The organism is Acrocarpospora corrugata (genome assembly GCF_009687845.1).
Classification (GTDB): domain Bacteria; phylum Actinomycetota; class Actinomycetes; order Streptosporangiales; family Streptosporangiaceae; genus Acrocarpospora; species Acrocarpospora corrugata.
Map to the genome: position 1 here is coordinate 366,969 of NZ_BLAD01000035.1, position 24,448 is coordinate 391,416.

The following is a 24,448-nucleotide window of genomic DNA, read 5'->3' on the forward strand; positions in this document are numbered from 1 at the left end:
CGTCCTTCCTACCATCGCTCTGTCACGTGCAGGTTAACTACACACGTGCCATGCACCGTAGGGGTGCGCGTGTTCGCCGTCAACCAGCAGGTCGAGCGCGACCCGGGTATTGACGCGGTCCCGCTCGACGGCCTAGCGTGCCCGGTCAAACGTGCAGTAAGACTGCACGTCCGGGTCGCGGTCACGTCGCCGCCGCACCACAGGAGAGTCATGACATCACCGCGCTGTTCCGAACGTCCGTAGTCCGGCATTGGAGACCCCCATGAGAATCCGGTCTGCCGGTTTGCTCGCCGCTCTGACCCTGACCAGCCTGCTCGCCGCGTGTGGCGGTGGCGGCTCGACCCCGTCCGCGACCGGCGCCCCGGGCGGGAAGACCGTCGTCATCGACACCGCGTTCCAGCTCAAGACCACCGACCCCGCCCGCATGTTCGAGCCGACCGGCCTGCTCATCGACCGGGCGATCTACGACACGCTGCTCACCTTCAATGGCAGCGACGTGACCAAGCCGGTCCCGGCGCTCGCCGAGTCCTACACCGCGGCCCCCGACGCCAAGACCTTCACCTTCAAGCTCCGCGCCGACGCCAAGTTCTCCGACGGCACGCCCGTCACCTCGGCCGACGTCGTGTTCTCGCTCAACCGGGTGAAGAACGTGAAGGGCAACCCGTCCTTCCTGATGGACGGCCTCACCGTCGCCGCCCCTGACCCGGCCACCGTGGTCGTCACCAGCGAGAAGCCGAACACGGCCGTTCCGTTCATCCTGCCCAACCCCGCGCTCGGCATCCTCAACTCCGCCGTGGCCAAAAAGAACGGGGCCAGCGACGCAGAAGGGGCCGACAAGGCCGACACGGCGGAGAGCTTCCTCAACTCCCAGTCCCTGGGCAGCGGGCCGTACATCCTCGACAGCTACAGCACCACCTCCCAGGTCGTGCTGACCGTGAACGAGAAGTACTGGGGCGAGAAGCCGGCCTACGCCAAGGTCGTCGTCCGCAATGTGCAGGCCAACGTGCAGCGCCTCAACGTGCTGAAGGGCGAGTCGCAGATCGCGGTCGACCTGTCGCCCGAGCAGGCCAAGGGCCTGGACCAGCTGCAGACCGTCAACGGCGCCTCGCCGAACGTGTTCTTCGTGTTCACCAACGACAACCCGGAGATCTCGAAGATCTCCTCGAACCCGAAGTTCCAGGAGGCCGTCCGCTACGGGATCGACTACCAGAGCCTCGTCGACCTCGCCGGTGAAGGCGCCGTCCAGGCGCCCGGCGTCGTCCCCTCGGTCTTCCTCGGCGCCCTGCCGGGCAGCGACGGGGTCGTCCGCGACGTCGCCAAGGCCAAGGCCGCGCTGGCCGAGTCCGGCCTGCAGAACCCGACCGTGAAGCTCAGCTACCCGAGCGACGTCCAGGTCAACGGGCTCAACTTCGGCGACCTCGCGGCCCGCGTGCAGGCCAACCTGAAGGAGGTCGGCATCAACGTGGAGCTGGCGCCCGCGTCGGTGCAGGCCGCGCTGGAGACCTACCGCGGCGGCACCGAGGAGATGGGCCTGTGGCAGTGGGGCCCTGACTTCCCCGACCCCAGCAACTACCTCAACTTCCTGCCGGGCCAGCTGGTCGGCCTGCGCGCCGGCTGGGCCGAGGGAGCCGCCCCGGCGCTGGAGGAACTCGGCACCAAGGCCTCGACGACCGTCGACGACGCCGAGCGGGCCGGTCTGTACGTGGACATCCAGCACTCGATGAACGAGGCGGGACCGATCATGCCGCTGATCCAGCCGGCCCAGATCCTGGTCGCCGCCAAGTCGGTGCAGAACGTGCAGTCCAACGCCCTCTGGCTGGTCAACGTCCGTGAACTCGGCTAAGCAGCCCCGCGGTTCCACCGGGGCGGGCCGGCGTCGTCCGGCCCGCCCCGGCGGGCCGCTGCTGTGGTTCCTCGGCCGCAGGCTGGTGGCCGCGGCGCTGCTGTGCGTCGGGATCACGCTGGTCGCGTTCGTGCTGACCCAGCTGGTCCCCGGCGACCCCGCCGCCGCCAACCTCGGGCAGCGGGCCATCGGCGACCCGGAGGTGGTGGCCGCGTTCCGGGCCAAGTACGGCCTGGACCAGCCGGTCCCGGTGCAGTACCTGACCTATATCGGCAACGTGCTCCAGGGCAACTTCGGGCTGTCCCAGCAGAGCCACCGCCCGGTCGCGCAGGACCTCGCCGAGTACGTCCCCGCCACCATCGAACTCGCCCTCTTCGCGATCGTGCTGTCGCTGCTGGTCGGCGTCGCCCTCGGCGTCGTCGCCGCCGTCAACCGGGACCGCTGGCCCGACCAGGTGCTCCGGGTGGTGAGCCTGGGCGGGGTGTCGATGCCGACCTTCTGGGTCGCGCTCGTCGCGTTCTACCTGCTGTTCTTCAAGTTCGGCCTGCTGCCGGGGGGCGGCCGGCTGGACCCGGGGATGAGCCCGCCGCCGTACGCCACCGGCTTCTACACGTTGGACGCGGCGCTGGCCGGTCAGTGGGACGTGCTGTCGTCGGCGGCCGGGCATCTGGTGCTGCCCTCCCTCGTGCTGGCCGTCTACACGGTGGGGATGCTGATGCGCTTCACCCGCGCCTCCGTGCTGGAGATCCTCGGCAACGACTACGTCCGCGCGGCCAGGGCCAAGGGCCTGCCCGAGCGGGTGGTCATCCTGCGGCACGTGCTGCGCCCCGCGATGGTCGCGATCATCACGGTGGCCGGTGTCGCCTTCGGCAGCCTGCTGTCCGGCGCGGTGCTGGTGGAGAACATCTTCTCCTGGCCGGGCCTCGGCCAGTACGCCTACCGCAGCGCCGTCAACCTGGACCTGCCCGGCATCATGGGCGTCAGCATCGTCGTCGCCGCCGTCTACATCCTCATCAACCTGCTCGTGGACCTCCTGTACGGGGTCATCGACCCGAGGATCAGGCTGACATGACCCGCAAGGACTCCCCGCGCGCCGCCCGGTCGCCGTGGCGGCAGCCGCTCGCCCTGGTGGGCGCCGCCTTCATCGTGCTCTGGGTGCTGGTGGCGCTGCTGGCGCCGCTGCTCGCCCCCCAGGGGCCGCTCGACCAGCTGTCGCCGAAGCTGCTGGAACCCTCCGCGCAGCACCTGTTCGGCACCGACGAACTCGGCCGCGACGTGCTCAGCCGGGTGATCTACGGCTCCCGGGTGTCGTTGCCGCTGGCCTTCCTGCTGGTGGCGTTCGCCGCGGTGCTCGGCTGCGCCGTCGGCGCCGTCGCGGGCTTCTTCGGCGGCTGGGTGGACGGCGCGCTGATGCGCCTGGCCGACCTGGTGTTCGCCTTCCCCGGCATCATCCTGGCGATGGCGGTGGCCGCCGCGCTCGGACCGCAGCTCCGCAACGCCGTCCTGGCGGTGGTCGTGGTGTCCTGGCCCTCCTACGCGCGGCTGGTGCGCGGCCTGGTGCTGTCGGCCAGGAACGCCGAGTACGTGGCGGCCAGCCGCCTGCTCGGCTCGTCGTCGGTCCGGACCATGCTGGTGGACCTGCGGCCCAACATCGCGGGGCCGGTCCTGGTGATGGCGGCGCTCGACGTCGGCAACGCCGTGCTGCTGCTGTCCGGCCTGTCCTTCCTGGGGCTCGGCGCGCAGCCGCCCACCGCCGAGTGGGGCGCCATGGTGGCGGCCGGGGCGGCCAACTTCGACCGCTGGTGGGTCGGGCTGTTCCCGGGGCTGTGCATTCTGACCGTCGTACTGGCCTTCAACTTCGTCGGGGACACGCTGCGGGACGCGCTCGATCCGCGTACCGCGCGTGCCATCAGGGGGTGACCATGGGAGCGCTACTGGAGGTCGAGGACCTCACCGTGTGGCTGGCCACCCGCCGCGGTCCGCGGATGGCCGTGGACGGCCTCTCGTTCCAGGTGGACAGCGGCGAGATCTTCGGCATCGCGGGGGAGAGCGGCAGCGGCAAGACGATGACCGCGATGGCGCTGCTCGGCCTGCTTCCGCACGCCGCCAGGACCAGCGGCCGGGCCATGTTCGAGGGCCGCGACCTGCTCGCGATGCGGCCCCGGCAGCTGCGTGACGTGCGCGGGCGCCGGATCGCGATGGTGTCCCAGGACCCGTCGACCAGCCTGCACCCGATGCTCAGCATCGAGACGCAGCTGACCGAGCACATGCGCCACCACCTCGGGCTGAGCCGGTCGGCGGCCCGCGGCCGGGCGGTCGAGCTGCTCGACACGGTCCGGATCCCCGATCCCGAGCGGGCGCTGGGCGCGCATCCCGCCCAGTTCTCCGGCGGCATGCGGCAGCGCATCGCGATCGCCGTGGCGCTGGCCTGCGAGCCGCGCCTGCTGCTGGCCGACGAGCCGACGACCGCGCTGGACGTCACCGTCCAGGCGGGCATCCTGCGGCTGCTGCACCGGCTGCGGGCCGAGCGGGACCTGGCCGTCGTCGTGATCACCCACGATCTGGGCGTGATGTCCGCCGTCGCCGACCGCATCTGCGTGATGTACGGCGGGCGCACCGCGGAGGTCGGCCCCCGCGAGCGCGTCCTGACCCGGCCCCGGCATCCGTACACCCGGGGCCTGCTCGACGCGCTGCCGCACCCGGAGGGCGGGGCGGCGACGCTCCGGCCGATCCCGGGCAGCCCGCCGTCCCTCGGCGAGGTGCCCGCCGGCTGCCCGTTCCACCCCCGCTGCGGGTACGCCGTCCCGGACTGCCGGACCGGACGCCCGGCCCCGGTCCTCGTCGGACCCGGGCACGCCGCGGCCTGCCCGCCCGACCCGCTGGAAGGTGACGCATGACCGCCCTGCTGGAGGCGACCGGAGTCTCGGTGGACTACCACCGGCGCGGCGCGCCCGCGCTGCGCGCCGTGGACGGCGCGGACCTGAGCCTGGCGCGCGGCGAGATCCTCGGCCTGGTCGGCGAGTCCGGCTGCGGCAAGTCCACGCTGGGCCGCGCGGTGGTGGGGTTGCAGCCCGCCGCGGGGGAGATCCGCTTCGACGGCCGCCCGGTGGTCCCGCTGGGCCGCCGCCGCCGTGACCCCGGCATGCGCGGGCTGCAGATGGTCTTCCAGGACCCGTACGCCTCGCTCAACCCGCGCAGGTATGTCGGCGACCAGGTCGGCGACGGCTACCTCCTCGGCGGAACCTCCCGGCCGGAGGCCCTGCGCAAGGCCGGTGAACTGCTCGAACGCGTCGGCCTGCCGGCGGACGCCGCCCGGCGCTACCCGCACGAGTTCAGCGGCGGCCAGCGCCAGCGCATCGCCATCGCCCGCACGCTCGCCGCCGAGCCGAGCTGCATCGTCGCCGACGAGCCGATCAGCGCCCTCGACGCGTCCGCGCAGGCGTCCGTCGCCAACCTGCTGGTGGATCTGGTCCGCGAACTCGACATGGGCCTGGTGTTCATCTCGCACGACCTGTCGGTGGTCCGGCAGATCGCCGACCGGACGGCGGTCATGTACCTGGGCCGCGTCGTCGAGGTCGGCCCCACCCGGGAGCTCTGGTCCTCGCCCGCCCACCCCTACACGCGGGCGCTCATCTCGGCGGTGCCCCGGGCCGACGGCGCGGGCGTGCTGCCGGTCGAACTGCCGGGCGACGTCCCCGACCCGGCGCGGCCCCCGGGCGGCTGCCGCTTCCACCCGCGCTGCCCGCTGGCCCTGCCTGAGTGTTCCCGCGACGACCCGCCGCTCGTCGCCCTGCGCGGCGGCCGGTCGGTCGCGTGCGTGCTGCAGACCCCCGGCGAGCCGGTCCGGCCGCTGGCCACTCGACGGAAGGACGCGACATGACCGACGCCGAGTCGGTACTCACCGAGCTGACCGAGCGGTTCTGGACCTGGCGGCTGGCCACGCTCCCGCGCACCCGCGACGACATCCCGAGGGTGGCCCGCCCGGACGGCTGGCGACCGGCCTGGGACGCCGCCGCCGTCGCGGCCGACCTGCGCTTCCTGGCCGGGGTCGAGGACGCGCTGCGCGCCGTCGCCCCGTCGCAGGGCACCGAGGTCGAGGTCGCTCGCCGGCTGCTCGGCTCGGCCACCGCCCGGGTGCGGTGGGAGCTGGAGATCGTCGCCAGCTGGCGGCGCGACCCCTGGTTCTACCTCGACCAGACCGTCGGCCACATCTTCGACGCGCTGCTCCCGCCCGGCCCCTTCGGCCCGGCTCGCAGCGCGGACCTGGTCGGACGGCTGAGTTGGATTCCCGCGACTCTGGATACCGCCAGGGACAACCTCGCCGACACCGCCACCCGCGAGTTCGCCGAACTCGCGCTGCGGGACAGCGTGTCTGCCCCCGAACAGCTCCAGACCGCGATCGCCAGGCTCGCGCCGCTGCTCGACGGGGACTGGGGAACAGCCGCGGTGACGGCCGCCGCCGACGCGGCGCGGGCCCTCGCCGACTGGCGGTCCTGGCTGACCGACCGGCTGCCCACCTTCGCCCCGCACCGGCCGGTCGGACCGGAGGCGTTCGCCTTCTTCCTCCACCGGGTCGCCCTGCTGCCCTGGTCCACCGCCGAACTCCTCGCCCTGTCCGCCAGGGAGCGCGACCGCGCCGAGGCGTTCGAGCTCTTCGAATCCGCCAGGTCAGGGCCGCCCGAGTGGCCGCCCCCGCCCGCTTCCGCGCAGGACCAGAGCGTCGCCGAGCGGGCGGCCGAACTGGAGGTGCGCGCGTTCTACGAGGAGCGCGGGCTGCTCTCCCAGCCGGACACGCTCCGGCACTACCGCAATCTGCCGCTGCCCGACCACCTGGAGCCGCTGCGCTGGCTGGGCGTCACCGACGACCTCACCGACGAGCACCGGCTCGACCAGGACGGCATCAGCTACGTGCCCCCGCCGGGGCAGGAGCTGCCGTACTTCTACCGGGCCAACGCCGCCGACCCCCGGGCCGGGATCATCCACGAGGGCGTGCACTACCAGCAGCTGGCGCTCACCTGGCGGCACCCGGATCCGGCGCACCGGCAGTTCTACGACTCGGTGCCCAACGAGGGCATCGCCTTCTACAACGAGGAGATGACACTCCAGGCCGGGCTGTTCGCGGACGCGCCGCTGACCCGCGCCATCGTCTACAACTTCATGCGGCTGCGCGCGATCCGGGTCGAGGTGGACATCCGGCTGGCGCTCGGCGAGATCGACATCGACGGCGCCGCGCGGATGCTGCGTGAACTCGTGCCCGTCGACCTGGAGACCGCCAGGGAGGAAGCCGCCTTCTTCGCGTCCGCGCCGGGGCAGGGCCTGTCGTACCAGGTCGGCAAGGCGCAGGTGCTGCGCCTGCTGGCGGACGCGGCGCGCCGCGACCGGGACGGCTTCGACCTGCGGGCCTTCCACGACGCGCTGTGGGCCGACGGCAACGTGCCGCTGGCCGTGCAGCGGCTGCAACTGCTCGGCGACCCGGGCGACCTGCTGCGGGCCGACGAACTCGCGGGGGCCGGGGTGGACATGCGCCGCTTCGGCGCGGAACTCCTGGACGCCATCACCTCAGGGGACGTGGCGCGGCTCGGCCTGCTCTACGCCGACGACGTCCGCGTGTGGCACAACTACGACGGCGTGGCGCGGGACAGGGCGGAGAGCCTCGACGCCGTCCGCCGCATCGGGGAGCACTACGACGGCTTCCACGCCACCGACGTCCGGATCGACCCGCTGCCCGACGGCTACGTGCAGCGGTGCGTCTACCGGGGCCGGGAGCGAGCCACGGGCGCGGGAATGGCGGTCGACGCGATGATGCGAGTAGAGGTCAGGGACGGCCGGGTCGTCCGGATCGAGGAGTACACCGACCCCGCGCAGGGCTCCGTCTCCGAGGAGGTCGGCGGATGACGTACTCCCTGCGGGTGAACAACGACCTCGACGTCGCGACCCTGGTCGATGTGGCCCAGCGGGCCGAACGGTACGGCTTCGACCAGCTGTGGGTGTCCAACGACCTGTTCCTGCGGTCGGCCCCGGTGCTGCTCGGTGTGCTCGCCGCCAAGACTGAGCGGATCAAGCTCGGCGTCGGGATCATGAACCCGTACTCCATGCACGTCTCCGAGATCGCCATGATGGCGGCGACCATGCAGGAGGCGACCGGCGGCCGGTTCCTGCTCGGGATCGCCGCCGGCTCCGCCGAGTTCCTCGCCTGGGCCGGGATCGACCGGCCAGGCCCGCTGGCCAAGACGGCGGAGACGGTCACCGTGGCCCGCGCCCTGCTGGGCGGCGACGTCCGCGGCACGCTGCCCGACTGGTTCGGGCCGCTGTCGCAGCTCCGCGTCCCGCCGGTCCGGCCGGTGCCCGTGTACGTCGGCGCCATGAGCCCGAAGATGCAGGCGCTGGCGGGACGGCTGGCCGACGGCGTCCTGCCGCTGCTCTACCCGCCCGAGCACTTCACCGCCGCCAGGGCGCAGGTGCTGCGCGGCACCGAGGAGGCCGGGCGTTCGCCGGACGAACTCGACATCCCGGCCTGCTTCTGGGTGTCGGTGGGCGACGACGTGGCCGAGGCCAGGCTGGCCATGGCCGCCAAGATCGCCTACTACGGTCCTTCCTTCGCGCCGTACCTGCTGACCAGGGCCGGGCTCGCGGTCGAGGACTTCGCGCCGGTGACCGCCGTGCTGGAGCGCGACGGCCTCGACGCCGCCGCCAGGCTGGTCGACGAGCGGATGCTGGCGCTGGGCATCACCGGCAGCGTAACCGAGGTGGTCGCGCGGTGCCGGTCGCTGCGGGCGGCGGGGGCCACCCACCTCTCGTTCGGGCCGCCACTCGGCCCGGACCTGCGCGAGGCGGTGGACATGCTCGGCACCGAGGTGCTGCCGGCTCTGGCCGGACGGGAGACACGCTGATGGAATCCGAGATCGTGCTGACCGGGTGCACGGTGGTCGACGGCCGGGCCCTGGCGGGTGTTCCCCCGCTGCCCGGCGCGGCGGTGTGGGTGCGCGGCGATCGCATCGCCGCGGTGGGGCCCGCCGCCGAGGTGCTCGCGGAGGCAGGTGACTGCCGGCAGGTCGACCTGGCCGGCGCGTACCTGACGCCGGGGCTGGTCAACATGCACACCCACCTGTCCCTGTCCCTGCCGGGCCGGGGCGGCGACGCCGTCAAGGGGCTGAGCCCGTACGAGCTGGCCCACTACATGGCCGACGGCGCGCGGCGCACCCTGCACTGCGGCGTGACCACCGTCCGCTGCGTCGCCGAGAAGGACCACGCAGACTTCGCGCTGCGCCGCGCCATCACCTCCGGGCAGGCCGCCGGCCCCCGGATCTTCACCGCCGGGCGGGCGCTGGTCTGCACCGGTGGCCACGGCCACGAGGGCACGGACACCCTGGAATGCGACGGCGCCGACGGATTCCGGCGCGGCGTGCGCGACCAGGTCAAGGCCGGAGCCGACCTGATCAAGGTGATGATCTCCGGCGGCATCGCCGGCGAGCACGAGTCGATCCACACCCGGCAGCTGTTCGCCGACGAACTGGCCGCCGCGATCGAGACCGCGCACGCCTGGGGCCGCAAGGTCACCGCGCACGCCGGGCCCGCGCCCGTCATCGCCGAGGCCGTCGAGCTGGGGCTGGACTGCGTCGAGCACGGCTACCAGCTCACCCCCGAGGTGACCGCCCTGATGGCGGAGCGGGGCACCGCGCTGGTGCCGACCCTGCTGGTCACCCGCTGCAAGGAGTTCTTCGACGAACTGGGCGTGCCGGAGTGGATGCAGCGGCGCTCCCTCGGCGCGGGCCCGCGCCACCTGGAGAGCTACGCGATGGCCCTCGCCGCGGGGGTGGAGGTGCTGCTGGGGAGCGACATGCCCCCGTTCTGGCCGTTCGAGGGCACCAACGCCTCGGTGCGGGAACTGGAGCACATGTCCGAGTCGGGCCTCGGCCCGGCCCGCGCCCTCCACGCCGGCACCCTCGGCCCCGTGCGCTGGCTCGGCGCGGAAGCCGACCTGGGCACCGTCGAACCCGGCAAGTACGCCGACCTCATCGCCATGGACGGCGACCCCCTCGCGACGGCCTCGGCCTTCCGGGGCGTGCGCTGGGTGATGTCCGGCGGCCGGATCGTCCGCGACGACCAGGCAGGATGGAACGCGCCATGACCGGCAGAGAGGCCGTCGCGGCGGCCATCGACGACCTGTACGACGCCTTCCTCGCCGGCGACCAGCCCCGTTTCGACAGCCACCTGCACCCCGACGTGACCACCTGGGAGACCCACCTGCCGGGCCCGCTGCGCAGCCGCGCCGACCTCGACGCCTACCGGGCGAGCCGGGACGCCGCCGGCGCCCGCCCGGCCCTGGCCGCACTGGCGGCCCGGGAAATGCGCGTCGACGTCTGGGACGACACCGCTGTGGCCCGCTACGTCCTGGTCGCCGTCCCGCCAGGCGGCGAACCCGAGCACACCCGCGTCACCGACGTGCTGCGGCGTTCGGCGCACGGCTGGCTCATCGTCCACCACCACGCCGAACTACTCCGGCGGGACCAGGACTGACCGCCCGGCCTCACAAGGGTTGGCTGACTGTATTGACTTCGCCTGTCATAAATGCAAAGTCTCTTTCCTGAGAGCGCTCTCACGCCTCGTCCGTCCCCTACCCCCCAGAGGACCAGTCGTGAGACTAACCGTGTTGACCAGCGCCGCGGCACTCGCCGTCGCGTTCGTCATGCCTTCGGCGACCGCGCGGGCCGCGTCCGCCCCGCCACCCAGTCCCGACCAGTCCACCGCCCAGGAGGCGGTCCAGCGAGACCTCGGCCTGACCGCCACCCAGGCGCGGATCCGCCAGGCGCACGAAGCGGGCGCGTCCGTCGTGGAGCGGCAACTCCGCACCCGCCTGGGCGACCGGTTCGCCGGAGCCTGGTTCTCCGCCGCCGAAGGCCGCCTCAACGTCGGCGTCCTCAGCGGCCGGGACGCCGACCCCGTCCTGGTCGAACGGACCGAGCGGCAACTCGACGCCGCCAAGGCCACCCTGGACCGCGCGGCCGCCGCGAAGGGCGTGCACACCTGGCACGTCGACGTCACCACGAACAAGGTCGTCGTCACCGCGGCCGACCGCGAATCGGGCGACCGCTTCGTCAAGGCCGCCGGCCTCGACCCGGCCACCGTCCAGGTCTCCGTCAGCGAGGCCCCCCAACCCCTGTACGACCTCCGCGGCGGCGACCAGTACGTCATCAACGGCAACACCCTCTGCTCCGTCGGCTTCTCCGTGAACAACGGCGGCTTCGTCACCGCCGGTCACTGCGGCGGCGCCGGCAGCCCCACCCTCGGCTACAACAACGTCAGCCAGGGCAACTTCGCCGGCTCCTCCTTCCCCGGCAACGACTACGCCTGGGTGCGCACCAACGGCAACTGGACCCCCCGCCCCTGGGTCGACAACTACGGCGGCGGCAACGTCACCGTGGCCGGCTCCCAGGAGGCCGTGGCCGGCGCGTCGATCTGCCGGTCCGGGCGGACCACCGGCTGGCGCTGCGGCGTGATCCAGGCTGACCACCTCGGGCGGCGGCGGGACGAGCCGGCTGATCGGCTGGCAGGACAAGTGCATCGACGTGCCGAACTCCAACGGCGTGGAGGGGCAGCGGCTCCAGCTCTGGGACTGCAACGGCGCCAACGCCCAGAACTGGACCTTCCCCGGCGACGGCACCGTGCGCGCCTTCGGGCTCTGCATGGACGTGGCCTGGGGCTCCACCGCCAGCGGCGCGGCCATCCAGCTGGCGAACTGCAGCGGGAACCCGGCGCAGCAGTTCGTGCTGACGGCCGCGGGCGACCTGGTCAACCCGCAGTCCAACAAGTGCGTCGACGTGACCGCCTGGGGCGGCGCCGGCACCCCGCTCCAGCAGTGGGACTGCTCCGGCGGGGCCAACCAGAAGTGGCGGCGCGGCTGAGCTAGCGCCCGGCCGGGGCGGTGCTTGCCAGGCCGCCCCGGCCGTCGGCTACTGGGCGGAGAGCCGGTCGAACAGGGCCAGCGCGGCGTCGCGCACGTCTTCGGGGGAGATGCCGGAGAGGGCGTCCCTGGCCTGGCCGGCGTCGCGGGTGGTGGCGCAGGTGATGGCCACCGAGGCCGCGGCGGCGTGCTCCAGCGTCCCGGCGGGCTCGCGGTCGGCCAGGGCGCGGGCGCTGTCGGCGAGGTCCAGATTGTCGATGGTCAATGTGGTCTCCGGTCGGATGAGGTCACGGCGGCCTGCGCCATTGTGAGCCACTGACCGTATCAGGTGGGCCGTCGTCAGAGGGCGGCGGCCTCGCGGGCCGGCGAGGTCGTGTTGTTCAGCAGGAACTCCTCGATGACCAGGGTGGCCGCGCCCAGGGCGACCGCGTCGGGGCCGAGCCGGCCCAGCACGATGGAGGCCGTGGAGAAGGGCTGGGTGAGGCAGTTCTCTGCGGCGGCCTTCTTGATCTTGGTGAGCAGGTGGTGGCCGAGGGTGAGCCCGGCCCAGCCGCCGACCACGATGCGCTCGGGGTTGAACAGGTTGATCAGATTGGCCAGGCCCGCGCCCAGATACTCCACCGTCTCGTCGATGACCGGCGATCCGGAACGGACGAGTTCGGCCAGCTGGGCCTGCTCCGTGGCGGTGTCGAGGGGCAGCCCGGCACGCTCCAAAATGGCCTCGGCGCCGATGTAGGCCTCCAGGCAGCCGCGTCCGCCGCACCGGCAGGTCCGGCCGCCGAGCGCGATCTTGGTGTGGCCCCACTCGCCGGCGCTGCTGTTGGCGCCGCGGTAGGTGACGCCGTCGGTGATGATGCTGGCGCCGACGCCGGAGCCGATCAGGGCGATGACGGCGTTGCGGGAGCCCCGGCCCGCGCCGAACCAGAGTTCGGCCTGGCCCATCGTCTTGGCGCCGTTGTCGACGTACAGGGGGAGCGAGGTGCCCTCGCGCAGCAGGGCGCCGAGCGGGACCGCGTCCCAGCCGAAGGTCTGGGCGTGGATCAGCGCGTCGGGGCCGCTCTCCACGATGCCGGGCACGCCGACGCCGACGCCGAGGACCTGGCCGGGGGCCACGCCGCTGTCGGCCAGGACGGCCTCGATGCCGGCCAGGATGTGGCGGACCACCAGTTCGACCTCGTGGCCGCCGGGGCGGAGCGCGAACTCGGCCTTGGCCTTCTCGTTCATGTCCAGGTCGAACAGCTCCACCCGGACGTGGGTCTCACCGACGTCCACGCCGATCGCGTAGCCGTGCACCGGGTTGACGCGGAGCAGCACGCGGGGCCGGCCGCCGTCGGAGTCGACCAGGCCGGCCTCGACGATGACGTTGTCGGAGAGCAGGTCTCCGGTCACGTTGCTGACCGTGGCCGCGCTCAGGCCGGTCAGCGCGGTGAGCTCGTGGCGGCTGGTCGGCCCCACGAAATAGAGCGCGCGCAGCAGCACCGCCCGGTTCCCCTTCCGGAGGTCGCGTACCGTCCTGCGCTCGGGCCTTGCCATGATCTTCCTCCCCCATGTCTGGGCCCACGTTAGCTCAGGCTTTGAAATAAGTCATCTGAGGTCTCCACCTGGCATGAGGAGATCTAATGGTGACTTTTTTCAAGATATATACTATGTATTAGGGCAATCTTGAGAATGCGTTGATCCACGACGAAACGGAGTGAGCGTGACCATCGAGGTCCGCGACGGGGTGACCGTCATCGAAGGCGAGCCCGAGGCGCTCGTCACCGCCGACTATCCCTACTACCGGGACGACCCGGCGGTGTGGGCCGACCGGCTGCGCGCGATCCGGGACGATCTCGGCATCCATGTGATCAGCTGCTACCTGCCCTGGCGCCACCACCAGCCCACCCCCGACGGCCCGCCGGACTTCTCCGGCCAGACCCATCCCAGCCGGGATGTGGTCGGATTCCTCTCGCTCTGTCATGAACTCGGGCTCCAGGTCATCGCCAAGCCCGGCCCGTTCATCCACGCCGAGACCAACTACGGCGGCCTGCCCGACTGGGTCTGCCCGCGCACCAACCCGTCCATCGAGCCGCTGCTGGACGCCCGCGGCGAGGTGTCGGCCTGGCTGGGCGAGCCGCTGCCCGCCCCGCTCGGCCCGATCTTCGACCCGCTGGTCACCCAGTGGCTGGCCGCCACCGGCAAGGAGGTGCTGGAGGCGGCGACCTGGCCGGAGGGCCCGGTCATCCTCATGCAGATCGCCAACGAGGGCATCTTCACCAGCGGCGCGCTGCCGCTGTCGGCCTACGACTACAGCGCGTCGGGCCTCGGCTTCTTCCGCTCCCGCCTCCAGGCCTGGTACGGCACGCCGGAGGAGTACAACCGCACGCACGGCACCGCCATCGACGACTGGCAGGAGGTGGAGCCCCCGCGCGAGTGGTCCGCGCCCGCGCGTTCGGAGGAGCAGCTGGGCTACGCGGACTGGGGGCGCTGCCACGGCGAGTACCTGGCCGAGGTCTACCACCGCTGGGCGGCGGCGGTGAACTGCCGGGTGCCGGTGGTGGTCAACCTGAACCCGCCCGCCGAGCACCACCACTCCTTCGACGACTGGCTGGCCAGGGTCCGCCCCGAACTCTGGGACGGCATCAACTACGGCTTCACCAACTGGATGGGCGTCGTCTCCGCCAACCCGGACTCCCAGGCCAGGTACGTGCTCGCCGCCAAACGCGCCCCCGGCCCCAACCTGGAGGAGAACTGGGGCTTCTCCGAGCTGTACGACCCGGCGTACGCGGACGCCACCACCAGCTTCCACCAGTCGCTGCTGGCCCTGGCGGCGGGCGCGACCGGCTTCAACGTGTACACGGGCGTGGGCACCTCCGGCTGGCTGGAGGGCCTGGACTCGGTGCACGACTCGCCGTACCCGGACTCGGCGCCCATCGGCGCGGACGGCACGGTGACCCCCAAGGCCCACGCGGTCCGCTCGCTGGCGGACTTCTTCGGCCAGCACGGGGCCGAGTTCCTGGAGTCGGTCCCGGAGACCAGCGCGAGCTACGGCCTGTATCTGCCCTACGCGGGGATCGCCGCCTGGTCGGGGCCGGGGGAGGGCCCGCAGCTGGGCCGGTCGCTGCGCGCCTTCCACGACCGGATGCGCGCGGCGGGACGCGACTACCGGATCGTCGAGCTGGAGAGCGCCACCGACCTGAGCGCCCACCCGCGGCTCACCGTGCCCGGCGGCGCGTTCCTGCACCGCCATGTGCAACGCTTGCTGGCCGCGCACATCGAGGCGGGCCACCAGGTCGAGGTCGACGGCCAGGTCCCGGTCCTGGACGAGTTCCTCCGGCCGTGCCGGATCCTCGGCGAAGCCCTCACCGGCGCGCCGATCGAGCTGCCGGGGTCGCGGGTCAAGGTGGTGGACGGGCACGCGGACGCGTTCCTCCGTACCCACCCGGACCGGGACGTGAGCTACCTGACCGTGCTCACCATGAGCGACCACGAGGGAGCCGTCCTGATCGAATTGGACGGGCGCCCGATCGAGCTGATCACGGCCCGCGGCGGCGCGGCCATCGTCAGGCTGGTCGGCGGCGAACTCGACGACTTCCTGGTCAAGGGCGTGAACGGCTTCCTCGACTCGGCCGTCCCCGCCGGCGTCAAGGTCGGCGACGAGATCCTCATCGCCGACCATCCCGCCGACCTCGACCGCATCGCCGGAGAGTTCCGCGTCAGGTGAGGCTTGGCCGCGCCGGTGTCTGGACTGAGGAACGCAGGTCGCGGAGCGGCCGGAGTGACGAGGGAAGACACCGGCTAAGGGGCGGCCAAGCCCGCCGATCCGGAGGATCGGCCAATGTCACTATTCAGAGAGCCTCGTCGCCAGGGCGGCGCGGGAAGGGATGGCGAGTTTGGCCAGGATGTTGGTCATGTGGTACTCGACGGTCTTCACGCTCAGCATCATCTCCCTGGCGATCTGCTTGTTGCCGAGGCCCGCGACGGCGAGCCTGGCCACCACGTTCTCCTGAGCGGTGAGGCCCTCGCGCCGGTCCCCGGAAGTCACCGCCGGTGACCGGCCGCAGGCCTTCAGCTCCTGCGCGCACCGCTCCAGGTAGGGGAGCGCGCGCAGCTCATCGAACAGCGCGTGCGCGACCGTCAGATGAGCGGCGGCCTCGTTGCGCCGCCCGCCCCGCCGCAGGAACGCTCCATACCCGAACTCGGCCCTGGCCCGCTCGAACGGCGTCTCCGCCCGAGCCGCCCGCTCGAAGGCGGCCCCGGCCTCCGCGCTCTCCCCGCGCGCCGCGTGCAGCGCCGCCTGGGCCCGGTCCAGCGCCGCCAGCGCCGGCCGCCGCCCCCGCGCCGCCGCGAGCCCGGCATACCGGTCGTGTACGGCCTGCGCCTCCGCCGGCCGCCCGACCCCCGCCAGCGCCTCCACCAGCAGATCCGGCCACGGCAGCACGCCAGGCTCGGCGATCCCCGAGGCGTGCCTGATCCGGGTCAGCGGCCACAGCAGCGAGACCACCCGCTCGTGATCCCCCCGCACCGCCGCCAGGAACGCGGCCCCCGTGGCCAGATACCCGCCCGCCGCCACGCTCGGCTTCCTGACCTCCCGCAGCCGCGCCTCCGCCCGCGCGAACTCGCCCCGCGCCGCCAGCGGCCAGGCCAGCAGCGCCTGCACGTACGGCGTCAGCCAGTACTGCCCGCAGTCCTCCTCCAGCGACACCACCAGGGTGCCGTGCGCGAGCGCGTCGTCCCAGCGGCCCAGCCGCACCTCGGCCTGCGCCAGCAGCGCGGTCGCCAGCAGCCTGGCGCACATCCCGCCGGGCCCGGCCCCGGCCACCACCCCGGCCAGATCCGCGTGCGCGCCGGCCAGCTCGCCGCGCCAGGTCCTGATCGCGCCCCGGGCGATCAGCGCGTCCCGCTCCCCGCTGGTCGCGATCGCCGGATCGGGCAGTTCGCCCAGCTCGCTCCCGCGCCCGGACAGGAAGGCGCTGACCTCGTGCACGTACCCGAGCAGGTCGGTGCCGGGCACCGAGAACGCCCGCGCCCGCCCGGACCAGGTCAGCGCCGACCCGGCCCGGTCGTGCACCAGGTTCAGCAGCGCCAGCGACCCGGCGATCCGCCCGGCCAGCCCTGGCTCCGCGTCCGGGTCGCAGTGCCGCCAGGCCGCCTCCAGCAGCGTCAGCGCCCGCTCGTCGTCGCCGGTCGCCTGCGCCAGCGCCCCCGACACGAAGGCCCGCGCGGCGGGCAGCGCGATCGGCCCGGCCGCGATCTCCGACGCCCGCTGCACCTGGCCGGACTGGAGCAGCGCGTGCACCGCCTCCGCGTGGCACAGCGCCCGCTCCCGACGCGAGGTGGTGAGCTGGGCCGCGCAGGTCAGATGGTCGGCGGCGCTCTCCCACAGCCCGCCCGCCGCCTGCTCGCGCGCCATCGCGGTCATCTCGGCGGCCAGGCCGTCGTCGGCGCGCAGCACCGCCCGCATCCGGTGCCGCAGCCGGGTCGCGCCATCGGCCACCAGCTTGGCGGCGTCCCGGTGCAGCCGGGTCCGGTCGCGCGGGCGCAGGCCCTGGTAGACGGCCGCCCTGGTGAGCGGGTGCGGGAAGGAGACCACCAGGTCACCGGCGGCGAACTGGTGCGCCAGCAGCTCCAGGTCGACGGCCTCGTCCAGCAGCACGATCGCGTCGGCCGTGCCGGCCAGCCGTTCTGCCTGCCAGAGCGGGCAGGACTCGCCCAGCACACTGGCCGCCTCGACCAGGGCCCGGGTCTCCGCCCCCAGCTTCGCCAGCCGGTCGGCCACGTCCCCCGCGTACGGCCGGGGGGCCGGCAGCGAGCCCAGCGGGTCGGCCAGCACCTCGGCCGGAGCCTGGCGGAGCAGCGCTTCGGCGTAGAACGGGTTGCCGCCGGTGTGCGAGCGCAGCCGGGCCAGCGCGGCGGCGCTCAGCGTCCGCCCGATCCGGCCGGCCAGGTCGCCCAGCTCGGCCGCGCTGAGACCGGTGAGCGTGAGCCGCATCGCGTCGGCCAGCAGCCGGCGCAGGCCTTCCGGCAGCCGGGCGTCGGACTGGTCCCGGGTCACCACGATGACCAGCACCCGGTCGGCGCGCAGCCGGCGCAGCGCGAAGGTGAGCGCGTGCAGCGAGGCGGCGTCGGCCCAGTGCGCGTCGTCCACCACGATCGCCACCGGCCCGTGCTCCTGCAGCTCGCCGAGGATCTCCAGCAGCACCCCGCCCGCCTGGATCGGTCCACCGTCGGCCGCCGGCCCCGGCCGCCCCGCCGGCGCGAGCAGCTGGGCGGCCACCCCGTACGGCAGGGCGGTCTCCATCTCCTCGCCGCTGGCCGGCAGCACGGTGAAGTCCGGCGCCGCCGCCAGCGCGCTGCGGACCAGCGCGGTCTTGCCCATCCCGCACGGGCCCTCGACCAGCACCAGGCGCGGGCTGCCCGCCCGGGCGAGCGCGAGCTGGGCCGCCAGCTCGGCCCGCTCCTGGACCCGCCCGACGAGCGTCTCCCTCAGGTCAGCGAGGATCGTCACACTCTGTAGGAGCGGGGCCGGAGGCCGCTGATACATGGGATTCAGGCTTGCTCTTCCGCCAGTTTGGCGCGCAGCGCCTTCAGGCACCTGGCCCGGGTGGGGCCGATGCTGCCGATCGGCATGTCCAGACCGGCGGCCACCTCGGCGTAGCTGGGCGTCGGGGTGGCCAGCTGGACCCGGAGCAGGTGACGGCAGCGCCCGGAGAGCTGCTCGAAGGCGCCCAGCAGCCGCCCCATCCTGGCCTGGTCCAGCACGACCTGCTCGGCTTCCAGCACCAGGCGTTCCGGGGTGCGTTCGTCGGGGTTGGCGTCCAGCACGTACGCGTCGGCGGTCGGGGTGATCCGCCCGCCGGTTCTGGCCAGCCTGATCGCCTCCCGCCTGGCGGTGGTGGCCAGCCAGCCGCCGATCCGCTCCGGATGCTCGATCCGGTCCAGCTGCTCGGCCAGCTTGAGCCAGGTGGTCTGGCAGGCGTCGGAACGGTCGTGGTGGGACAGGCCGTAACCACCGGTGACGGCCCAGATCAGCCCGCCGAACCGGGCGACGAGAACGTTCCACGAGGAGGAATCCCCGTTCGCCGCTCCTTTGACCAGGTCGGCGGGATCGCCAGGGTCATTCGGAACGGTGGCGTCCATGGTGCTCCTTCGGAGGGGCGCGGCAGCACTTCGGGTCGATCCGACAGACGAGATCTAGCATCGATTCGGTTCACGGGAAAGCCGATCCACCGCATAGCTGGAACCCCGGCTGCTCCGGCCCGGAGAGCCTGGAACCCCTGATTTCCCAAGTGTCACAGGGGTTTCGCGCGCGGTTCCGGCGACATTCTGGAATGATCGCGTGGATATCCCCGTCGGACATCGAGGAATGACGGACTGATGCCACCTTTAGACCAACTCACCGCCTTCGTCGCCGCCAATCCCGTCGGAGCGGCCATCCTCGGCGTATTCGCACTGGTCGCCATATTCATCGCGCTCTACGCGCTGCGCGCCCTCTACCGGGCCGGCGCCCGTTTTGTCCGTGAGTACGTGGCCGTCCGCCCGGCCGAGGACATCCTCACCATCGTCGCCGCCAGCATCGCCACCGGCGTGTCCGCCCAGGGCATGTGGCGCTTCTCCGGCGACGTGCTGGGCTTCGACGGCCCGCTCCGGCTGCTGCTCTTCGCCTTCATCGAGGTCGCGGTCATCACCAGCGCCGTCCGGGCCCGCCGCAACATGCGGGAGAACTACTCGGCCGGCATCGACGGCATCGCCGTCTGGGCGCTGACCGGGCTCTCGGCCGTGCTGTCCAGCATGGACGCGCGCAGCCTGCCCGAGGCGCTGTTCCGGCTGGCCGCGCCGCTGGTCGCCGCCTGGCTCTGGGAGCGCGGCATGGCCATCGAACGGCACCGCATCACCGGCCGCGCCCGGATCCACTGGCGGCTCACGCCCGAGCGGGCCATGGTCCGCCTCGGCCTGGCCGAGGCCAGTGACCGCACCGCCTCCGAGGTCGACGCGCACCGCCGGCTGACCCGGGTCGCCCTCGCCGCCAAGCGGGCCCGCGCGCTGCGCGCCGCCGGCGCCTCGGACCGCCGGATGCGCGCCGCGCTGGCCAAGCTGGACCGCGCCATGGACCAGGCGGTGGAGCACACCGGGCTGGCCCTCGACCAGTCGCGCCAGGAGGCGCTGCTGTCCCAGATCGGCGCGCTCTACAACACCACCGCGCTGATCGACCTGCACCCGCCGGTGCCGTGGGAGCCGGAGGAGCCGGCCGCGCCGCCGATGCTCGCCCTGATGGCGCCGGACGACGAGGACGAGCGCCGCGAGACCCGGCAGGAGACGCCGGTCGACACCCTCCAGCGGGCCACCATGATCCGCACGGCGCGGGCCTACTGGGACGCGCAGATCGAGAACAAGTGGGTGCCCCGGGCCAGCGACATCGCCAGGGAGACCGGCATCCCGGTGGACACGGCCCGCGAGTACCGGTCGCTGTGGAAGCTCGAGGCCAAGGCGCACGCGCTGATCGAGGCCGCGTACCTGGAGCACGGCATCGTGGACACCGGGGCGTTCCCGGCGATCCCGCCGTCGGACCGGATCCTGTCGGTCAACGGGGCCGCGGTGAGCTGAACCACGTTCGAGAACAGCCCCTGACGCGCGCGCGTCAGGGGCTGTTTCATGTTCGGTAACGAATCCATGTCATTACAAAGTCCTGACATATCTCCATTCCGGGCGGCAAGAATCCCTATCACTCGGGGGGTTTTCCGTCGGTGAAGGGAGAACCAATGTTCCGACCGAAGCCGTTGGTCATCGCCTGCGCGCTGGCCGTCGCCGCCTGCACCAGCCCCGCGTCTCCGTCCGGTTCCACGACCACCACCGCCCCGGCCGCCGCTCCCGCCGCGTCCGGGGCCGCGACGTACGCCGTGGTCACCCATGGCGGGGTGGGGGACGCCTTCTGGGACGTGGTCAAGAACGGCGCGGAGACCGCCGGGACCGAACTCGGGGTCACCGTCACCTACGAAGGAGACGGCGACCCGCAGCGGCAGTCCCAGCTGATCGACGCCGCGGTGAACAAGAAGGTCAACGGGATCGTGGTCTCGATGGCCAACCCGGACGCGCTGCGCGCCTCCATCCAGGCGGCGGCGCAGGCCGGGATCCCGGTGATCACCATCAATTCCGGCCAGGACAAGTCCGCCGAGTTCGGCGCGATCACGCACGTCGGCCAGGACGAGCTGGTGGCCGGGCAGGGCGCGGGCGCCAAGCTGAAGGAGGCCGGGGTCGGCAAGCTCGTCTGCGTCGTGCACGAAGCCGGGAACGTCGGCCTCGAACAGCGGTGCAAGGGCGCGGGGGAGACCCTGGGCGGGTCGGTGGAGAACCTTCAGGTGGACATCAACAACCTGCAGGAAGCGCAGTCCACCATCCAGTCGAAACTCCAGGCGGACCCGTCGGTGGACGGGGTGCTGGCGCTGAACCCCGCCGTCGGCGCGGCGGCCGTCGGCGCGGTCAAGGGCGCCGGGTCGGCCGCGAAGGTGGCCACGTTCGACCTCAACGCGGATGTGATCAAGTCGGTGCAGGCGGGGGAGATCCTGTTCGCCGTCGACCAGCAGCAGTATCTGCAGGGCTACCTGCCGATCGTGCTGCTCAACCTGTACAAGACCAACCTGAACGTGGCCGGGGGCGGGCATCCGGTGCTGACCGGGCCCGGCTTCGTGACCAAGGAGAACGCGGCCCAGGTGGCCGAACTCACCGGCAAGGGCACGCGGTGACCGTAGGTCAGGACGCGGGCGGCCCGGTCCCGGCCGCCCGCGTGCGCGGGATGCTGGCCCGCCCGGAGATCGGCGCGCTGATCGGCGCGCTCGTCGTGTTCGTCTTCTTCGCCTCGCTGTCGGAGGTGTTCCGGAGCCCCGCCGGGATCGCGAACTGGCTGGATCCGGCCTCCACGCTGGGAATCATGGCGGTCGCGGTCGCGGCGCTGATGATCGGCGGCGAGTTCGACCTGTCGGCCGGGGTGATGACCGGTTCGACGGCGATCGTGACCGGGCTGGTCGCGACCCGGCTCGGCTGGAACATCTGGCTGGCGATCGGGGTGTCGCTGCTGTTCGCGGTGCTGGTGGGCTTCCTCAACGGATACCTGGTCATGCGGACGGGACTGCCGAGTTTCATCATCACGCTGGGCAGCTTCCTGATGCTGCAGGGCCTCAACCTGGGGGTCACCAAGCTGCTCACCGGCACGGTCCTGATCCGCGGCCTCGCCGACGTGCCCGGCTACCACAGCGCGTCGATGGTGTTCGCGTCCACGGTCTCCGTGTTCGGCGGGGCGTTCCGGGTCTCGGTGCTGTGGTGGATCGGGCTGACCCTCCTGGCCGTGTACGTGCTGCGCCGGACCAGCTTCGGGAACTGGGTGTTCAGCGTCGGCGGGGACGTCAGGGCCGCCAGGAACGTCGGGGTCCCCGTGGTCCGTACCAAGATCACGCTGTTCGTGACCACCGCCGTGGCGGCCTGGCTGGTCGGCACCATCACGATCCTGCGGCTCACCTCCATCCAGGCCAACTCCGGCATCGGCCAGGAACTCATCTACATCGTCGCCGCCGTCATCGGCGGCTGCCTGCTCACCGGCGGGTACGGCTCCGCCGCCGGAGCCACCCTCGGCGCGCTCATCTTCGGCATGGTGTCCCAGGGCATCGTGTACGTCGGCTGGGACGCCGACTGGTTCAAGTTCTTCCTCGGGGCCATGCTGCTGGTGGCCGTGCTCACCAACCAGTTCGTCCGCCGGTACGCGGAGGAGGCGAAACGATGAGTCCGCTCCTGGAGGTCCGCGGCATCGGCAAGCGGTTCGGCTCCGTGGTCGCGCTCGCGGAGGTGTCCACCCAGGTGAGCGCCGGGACGGTGACCTGCGTGCTGGGCGACAACGGCGCGGGCAAATCCACCCTCATCAAGATCCTCTCGGGCGCGCACCGGCACGACGGCGGCGAGTACCTGATCGACGGCGATCCCGTCCGGCTGAGCAGCCCGAGGGCCGCCCTCGACCTGGGGATCGCCACCGTCTACCAGGACCTGGCCATGGTCCCGCTGATGCCGGTCTGGCGGAACTTCTTCCTCGGCTCCGAGCCCACCAAAGGCCGGGGACCGCTGCGCCGGCTCGACGTGGCCCACGCCAAGGAGGTCACCCGGCGGGAACTGCTCGACATGGGCATCCGCCTCCGCGACCCCGAGCAGCCGGTCGGCACCCTGTCCGGCGGCGAACGCCAGTCGGTCGCGATCGCGCGGGCCGTGCACTTCGGGGCCCGGGTGCTGATCCTGGACGAGCCGACCTCGGCACTCGGGGTCAAACAGGCGGGGGTGGTGCTGCGATACATCGTGCGGGCGCGGCAGCGCGGGCTGGGCGTCATCTTCATCACCCACAACCCGCACCACGCGTACCCGGTCGGGGACCGGTTCCTGGTGCTCAAGCGCGGGCGCAGCATCGGGGAGTACGGCAAGGCCGACATCACCGTGGAAGAACTCACCCGGCTGATGGCCGGCGGCGCCGAACTGGAGCAACTCGGGCACGAGCTCGCCGGGTACGGGGACGTGACCGCACTGGACGGGCCCGTAAAGTCGGAGGATGAGCAACCTTGAGCCGGAGCCCCGGGAGGCCGTGTGCGGCGCGGAAGGGACCGGCGGGCCGACGTTCCAGATGCTGGCCGGGCGGGAAGTCGTGCTCGGCGGCCCCCGGGGCATGCGGGTCACCCGGACACTGCCCAGCCGGGGCCGGCGGATGGTCGGCGCCTGGTGCTTCGTCGACGCGTACGGGCCGGAACTGGCGGAGATGCGGGTGCCGCCGCATCCGCACACCGGTCTGCAGACGGTGAGCTGGCTGGTCGAGGGTGAGGTCCTGCACCGCGACTCGGTGGGCAGCGAGCAACTGATCAAACCCGGCCAGCTGAACCTGATGACCTCCGGGCGGGGCATCGGGCATTCCGAGGAATCGGCCTACGGCCGGATCCACGGCGCGCAGCTGTGGGTGGCCCTACCCGGAACCGACCGCGACGTGGCCCCCCATTTCGAGCACCACGCCGCCCTGCCCAACCTGACCTGGCCCGACGGAGCCGAAGTAACCGTCATCATGGGCGAACTGGCCGGCCTGACCTCCCCCGCCACCACCTACACTCCCCTCGTCGCCGCCGAGATCATCCTGACCTCCTCCCTGAGCCTCCCACTCCACCCCGCCTTCGAATACGCCCTCCTCGCCCTCTCCGGCGCAGCCGAGATCGAAGGCGGCTCCCTGACCCCCGGACCTCTCCTCTACCTCGGCTCCGGCCACGACGAACTCTCCATCCGCGCCCTCGAACCCGCCCGCCTCCTACTCCTCGGTGGCGAACCTTTCCAAGAGGAAATCGTCATGTGGTGGAACTTCGTCGGCCGCTCCCACGAGGACATCGTCACGTTCCGCGAGAACTGGGAAGCGGGCCACGGCTTCGGCGAGGTCACCGACTTCGACGGCCCCCGCCTGCACGCTCCCGCCCTCCCCGGTACCACCCTCCGCCCACGAGGCCGCGAACGCTGACGCGGCTTCGGACTCTCGAAGGAACGGCCACGCTGAAGACCAGGCCCACGATCCCGGAGGCCAATGCGATGGCCGGAGGCCACGACCCACGCCGAAAGCGGGGCCACAGCCCCGGAAGTCAGTGTGTTGGATGGAAGCCACGACCGCGCCGAAGGCGGGGCCACGGCCGAAGGCCGGAGGGGCGGCCGAGCGCAGCGTCCCAAAG

General features: G+C 72.4%; 20 protein-coding genes. 16 read left to right on the top strand and 4 right to left on the bottom strand.

Annotation, left to right across the window (positions count from 1 at the left end; translation table 11 throughout):
* Nucleotides 1-262 precede the first annotated feature (262 nt).
* From Acor_RS01685 to Acor_RS01730, 10 genes are all read left to right on the top strand, one after another.
* Entirely contained in the window at nt 263-1,843 is a 1,581-nt protein-coding gene (locus tag Acor_RS01685) for an ABC transporter substrate-binding protein (protein ID WP_155334674.1), read from the top strand.
* Nucleotides 1,830-2,915 (top strand): ABC transporter permease, encoded by a 1,086-nt coding sequence (locus Acor_RS01690; protein WP_155334675.1) that lies wholly within the window; start codon nt 1,830-1,832, stop codon nt 2,913-2,915. Before Acor_RS01685 ends, Acor_RS01690 begins: the two co-directional genes overlap by 14 nt.
* Nucleotides 2,912-3,763 carry an ABC transporter permease gene (locus Acor_RS01695; RefSeq protein WP_155334676.1) on the top strand — a complete coding sequence of 284 codons (852 nt, stop codon included), beginning with the start codon at nt 2,912-2,914 and terminating at the stop codon, nt 3,761-3,763. The genes Acor_RS01690 and Acor_RS01695 overlap by 4 nt, the downstream gene beginning before the upstream one ends.
* Nucleotides 3,764-3,765: 2 nt before the next feature.
* A complete protein-coding gene (locus tag Acor_RS01700) occupies nt 3,766-4,740 on the top strand; it encodes an ABC transporter ATP-binding protein (protein WP_155334677.1) in 975 nt (324 codons plus the stop codon).
* Nucleotides 4,737-5,723, top strand: coding sequence for an ABC transporter ATP-binding protein (locus Acor_RS01705; protein WP_155334678.1), 987 nt, complete (start codon nt 4,737-4,739; stop codon nt 5,721-5,723). Before Acor_RS01700 ends, Acor_RS01705 begins: the two co-directional genes overlap by 4 nt.
* On the top strand, nt 5,720-7,738 hold the full coding sequence (locus tag Acor_RS01710) for a DUF885 family protein (RefSeq protein ID WP_155334679.1): 2,019 nt from the start codon (nt 5,720-5,722) through the stop codon (nt 7,736-7,738). The genes Acor_RS01705 and Acor_RS01710 overlap by 4 nt, the downstream gene beginning before the upstream one ends.
* Nucleotides 7,735-8,733 (top strand): LLM class flavin-dependent oxidoreductase, encoded by a 999-nt coding sequence (locus Acor_RS01715; protein WP_155334680.1) that lies wholly within the window; start codon nt 7,735-7,737, stop codon nt 8,731-8,733. The genes Acor_RS01710 and Acor_RS01715 overlap by 4 nt, the downstream gene beginning before the upstream one ends.
* On the top strand, nt 8,733-9,971 hold the full coding sequence (locus Acor_RS01720; RefSeq protein ID WP_155334681.1) for an amidohydrolase family protein: 1,239 nt from the start codon (nt 8,733-8,735) through the stop codon (nt 9,969-9,971). Before Acor_RS01715 ends, Acor_RS01720 begins: the two co-directional genes overlap by 1 nt.
* On the top strand, nt 9,968-10,360 hold the full coding sequence (locus tag Acor_RS01725) for a YybH family protein (RefSeq protein ID WP_218034075.1): 393 nt from the start codon (nt 9,968-9,970) through the stop codon (nt 10,358-10,360). Before Acor_RS01720 ends, Acor_RS01725 begins: the two co-directional genes overlap by 4 nt.
* A gap of 118 nt (nt 10,361-10,478) precedes the next feature.
* Nucleotides 10,479-11,750: a S1 family peptidase gene (locus Acor_RS01730; RefSeq protein WP_218034076.1), complete on the top strand. Its 1,272-nt coding sequence runs from the start codon at nt 10,479-10,481 to the stop codon at nt 11,748-11,750.
* A 43-nt stretch (nt 11,751-11,793) separates the two neighbouring features.
* Here the strand turns inward: Acor_RS01730 and Acor_RS01735 are convergent, their stop codons facing one another.
* Nucleotides 11,794-12,009 carry a hypothetical protein gene (locus Acor_RS01735; protein ID WP_155334683.1) on the bottom strand — a complete coding sequence of 72 codons (216 nt, stop codon included), beginning with the start codon at nt 12,007-12,009 and terminating at the stop codon, nt 11,794-11,796.
* A 74-nt stretch (nt 12,010-12,083) separates the two neighbouring features.
* Nucleotides 12,084-13,277, bottom strand: coding sequence for an ROK family protein (locus Acor_RS01740; protein WP_155334684.1), 1,194 nt, complete (start codon nt 13,275-13,277; stop codon nt 12,084-12,086).
* Nucleotides 13,278-13,443: 166 nt separating this feature from the next.
* Between Acor_RS01740 and Acor_RS01745 the strand changes: the two genes are divergently transcribed.
* Nucleotides 13,444-15,447 carry a beta-galactosidase gene (locus Acor_RS01745; protein WP_170316753.1) on the top strand — a complete coding sequence of 668 codons (2,004 nt, stop codon included), beginning with the start codon at nt 13,444-13,446 and terminating at the stop codon, nt 15,445-15,447.
* A 120-nt stretch (nt 15,448-15,567) separates the two neighbouring features.
* Here the strand turns inward: Acor_RS01745 and Acor_RS01750 are convergent, their stop codons facing one another.
* Both Acor_RS01750 and Acor_RS01755 read right to left on the bottom strand, forming a co-directional pair.
* Nucleotides 15,568-18,231: an AAA family ATPase gene (locus Acor_RS01750; protein WP_170316754.1), complete on the bottom strand. Its 2,664-nt coding sequence runs from the start codon at nt 18,229-18,231 to the stop codon at nt 15,568-15,570.
* A 41-nt stretch (nt 18,232-18,272) separates the two neighbouring features.
* A complete protein-coding gene (locus Acor_RS01755; protein WP_155334687.1) occupies nt 18,273-18,863 on the bottom strand; it encodes an RNA polymerase sigma factor in 591 nt (196 codons plus the stop codon).
* A 237-nt stretch (nt 18,864-19,100) separates the two neighbouring features.
* Here Acor_RS01755 and Acor_RS01760 point away from each other — a divergent pair, with 237 nt between their 5' ends.
* The 5 genes from Acor_RS01760 to Acor_RS01780 all read left to right on the top strand — a co-directional run bounded on the left by Acor_RS01760 (nt 19,101) and on the right by Acor_RS01780 (nt 24,243).
* Nucleotides 19,101-20,327, top strand: a complete 1,227-nt coding sequence (locus Acor_RS01760) for a hypothetical protein (RefSeq protein WP_155334688.1) — start codon at nt 19,101-19,103, stop codon at nt 20,325-20,327.
* 155 nt (nt 20,328-20,482) lie between these two features.
* Nucleotides 20,483-21,463, top strand: a complete 981-nt coding sequence (locus Acor_RS01765; RefSeq protein WP_155334689.1) for a sugar ABC transporter substrate-binding protein — start codon at nt 20,483-20,485, stop codon at nt 21,461-21,463.
* Complete coding sequence (locus Acor_RS01770; protein ID WP_246238343.1) at nt 21,460-22,494, top strand: ABC transporter permease; 1,035 nt, start codon at nt 21,460-21,462, stop codon at nt 22,492-22,494. The genes Acor_RS01765 and Acor_RS01770 overlap by 4 nt, the downstream gene beginning before the upstream one ends.
* Nucleotides 22,491-23,315, top strand: a complete 825-nt coding sequence (locus tag Acor_RS01775; protein WP_155334690.1) for an ATP-binding cassette domain-containing protein — start codon at nt 22,491-22,493, stop codon at nt 23,313-23,315. Before Acor_RS01770 ends, Acor_RS01775 begins: the two co-directional genes overlap by 4 nt.
* Complete coding sequence (locus tag Acor_RS01780) at nt 23,302-24,243, top strand: pirin family protein (protein WP_155334691.1); 942 nt, start codon at nt 23,302-23,304, stop codon at nt 24,241-24,243. Before Acor_RS01775 ends, Acor_RS01780 begins: the two co-directional genes overlap by 14 nt.
* Nucleotides 24,244-24,448 lie beyond the last annotated feature (205 nt).

Bases quoted from the DNA above. Each gene is read 5' to 3' on its own strand.
- Acor_RS01775 (WP_155334690.1), top strand. From the start codon at position 22,491: ATGAGTCCGCTCCTGGAGGTCCGCGGCATCGGCAAGCGGTTCGGCTCC.
- Acor_RS01720 (WP_155334681.1), top strand. From the start codon at position 8,733: ATGGAATCCGAGATCGTGCTGACCGGGTGCACGGTGGTCGACGGCCGG.
- Acor_RS01700 (WP_155334677.1), top strand. From the start codon at position 3,766: ATGGGAGCGCTACTGGAGGTCGAGGACCTCACCGTGTGGCTGGCCACC.
- Acor_RS01695 (WP_155334676.1), top strand. From the start codon at position 2,912: ATGACCCGCAAGGACTCCCCGCGCGCCGCCCGGTCGCCGTGGCGGCAG.
- Acor_RS01755 (WP_155334687.1), bottom strand. From the start codon at position 18,863: ATGGACGCCACCGTTCCGAATGACCCTGGCGATCCCGCCGACCTGGTC.
- Acor_RS01715 (WP_155334680.1), top strand. From the start codon at position 7,735: ATGACGTACTCCCTGCGGGTGAACAACGACCTCGACGTCGCGACCCTG.
- Acor_RS01760 (WP_155334688.1), top strand. From the start codon at position 19,101: ATGCCACCTTTAGACCAACTCACCGCCTTCGTCGCCGCCAATCCCGTC.
- Acor_RS01765 (WP_155334689.1), top strand. From the start codon at position 20,483: ATGTTCCGACCGAAGCCGTTGGTCATCGCCTGCGCGCTGGCCGTCGCC.
- Acor_RS01685 (WP_155334674.1), top strand. From the start codon at position 263: ATGAGAATCCGGTCTGCCGGTTTGCTCGCCGCTCTGACCCTGACCAGC.
- Acor_RS01780 (WP_155334691.1), top strand. From the start codon at position 23,302: ATGAGCAACCTTGAGCCGGAGCCCCGGGAGGCCGTGTGCGGCGCGGAA.
- Acor_RS01710 (WP_155334679.1), top strand. From the start codon at position 5,720: ATGACCGACGCCGAGTCGGTACTCACCGAGCTGACCGAGCGGTTCTGG.
- Acor_RS01705 (WP_155334678.1), top strand. From the start codon at position 4,737: ATGACCGCCCTGCTGGAGGCGACCGGAGTCTCGGTGGACTACCACCGG.
- Acor_RS01725 (WP_218034075.1), top strand. From the start codon at position 9,968: ATGACCGGCAGAGAGGCCGTCGCGGCGGCCATCGACGACCTGTACGAC.
- Acor_RS01740 (WP_155334684.1), bottom strand. From the start codon at position 13,277: ATGGCAAGGCCCGAGCGCAGGACGGTACGCGACCTCCGGAAGGGGAAC.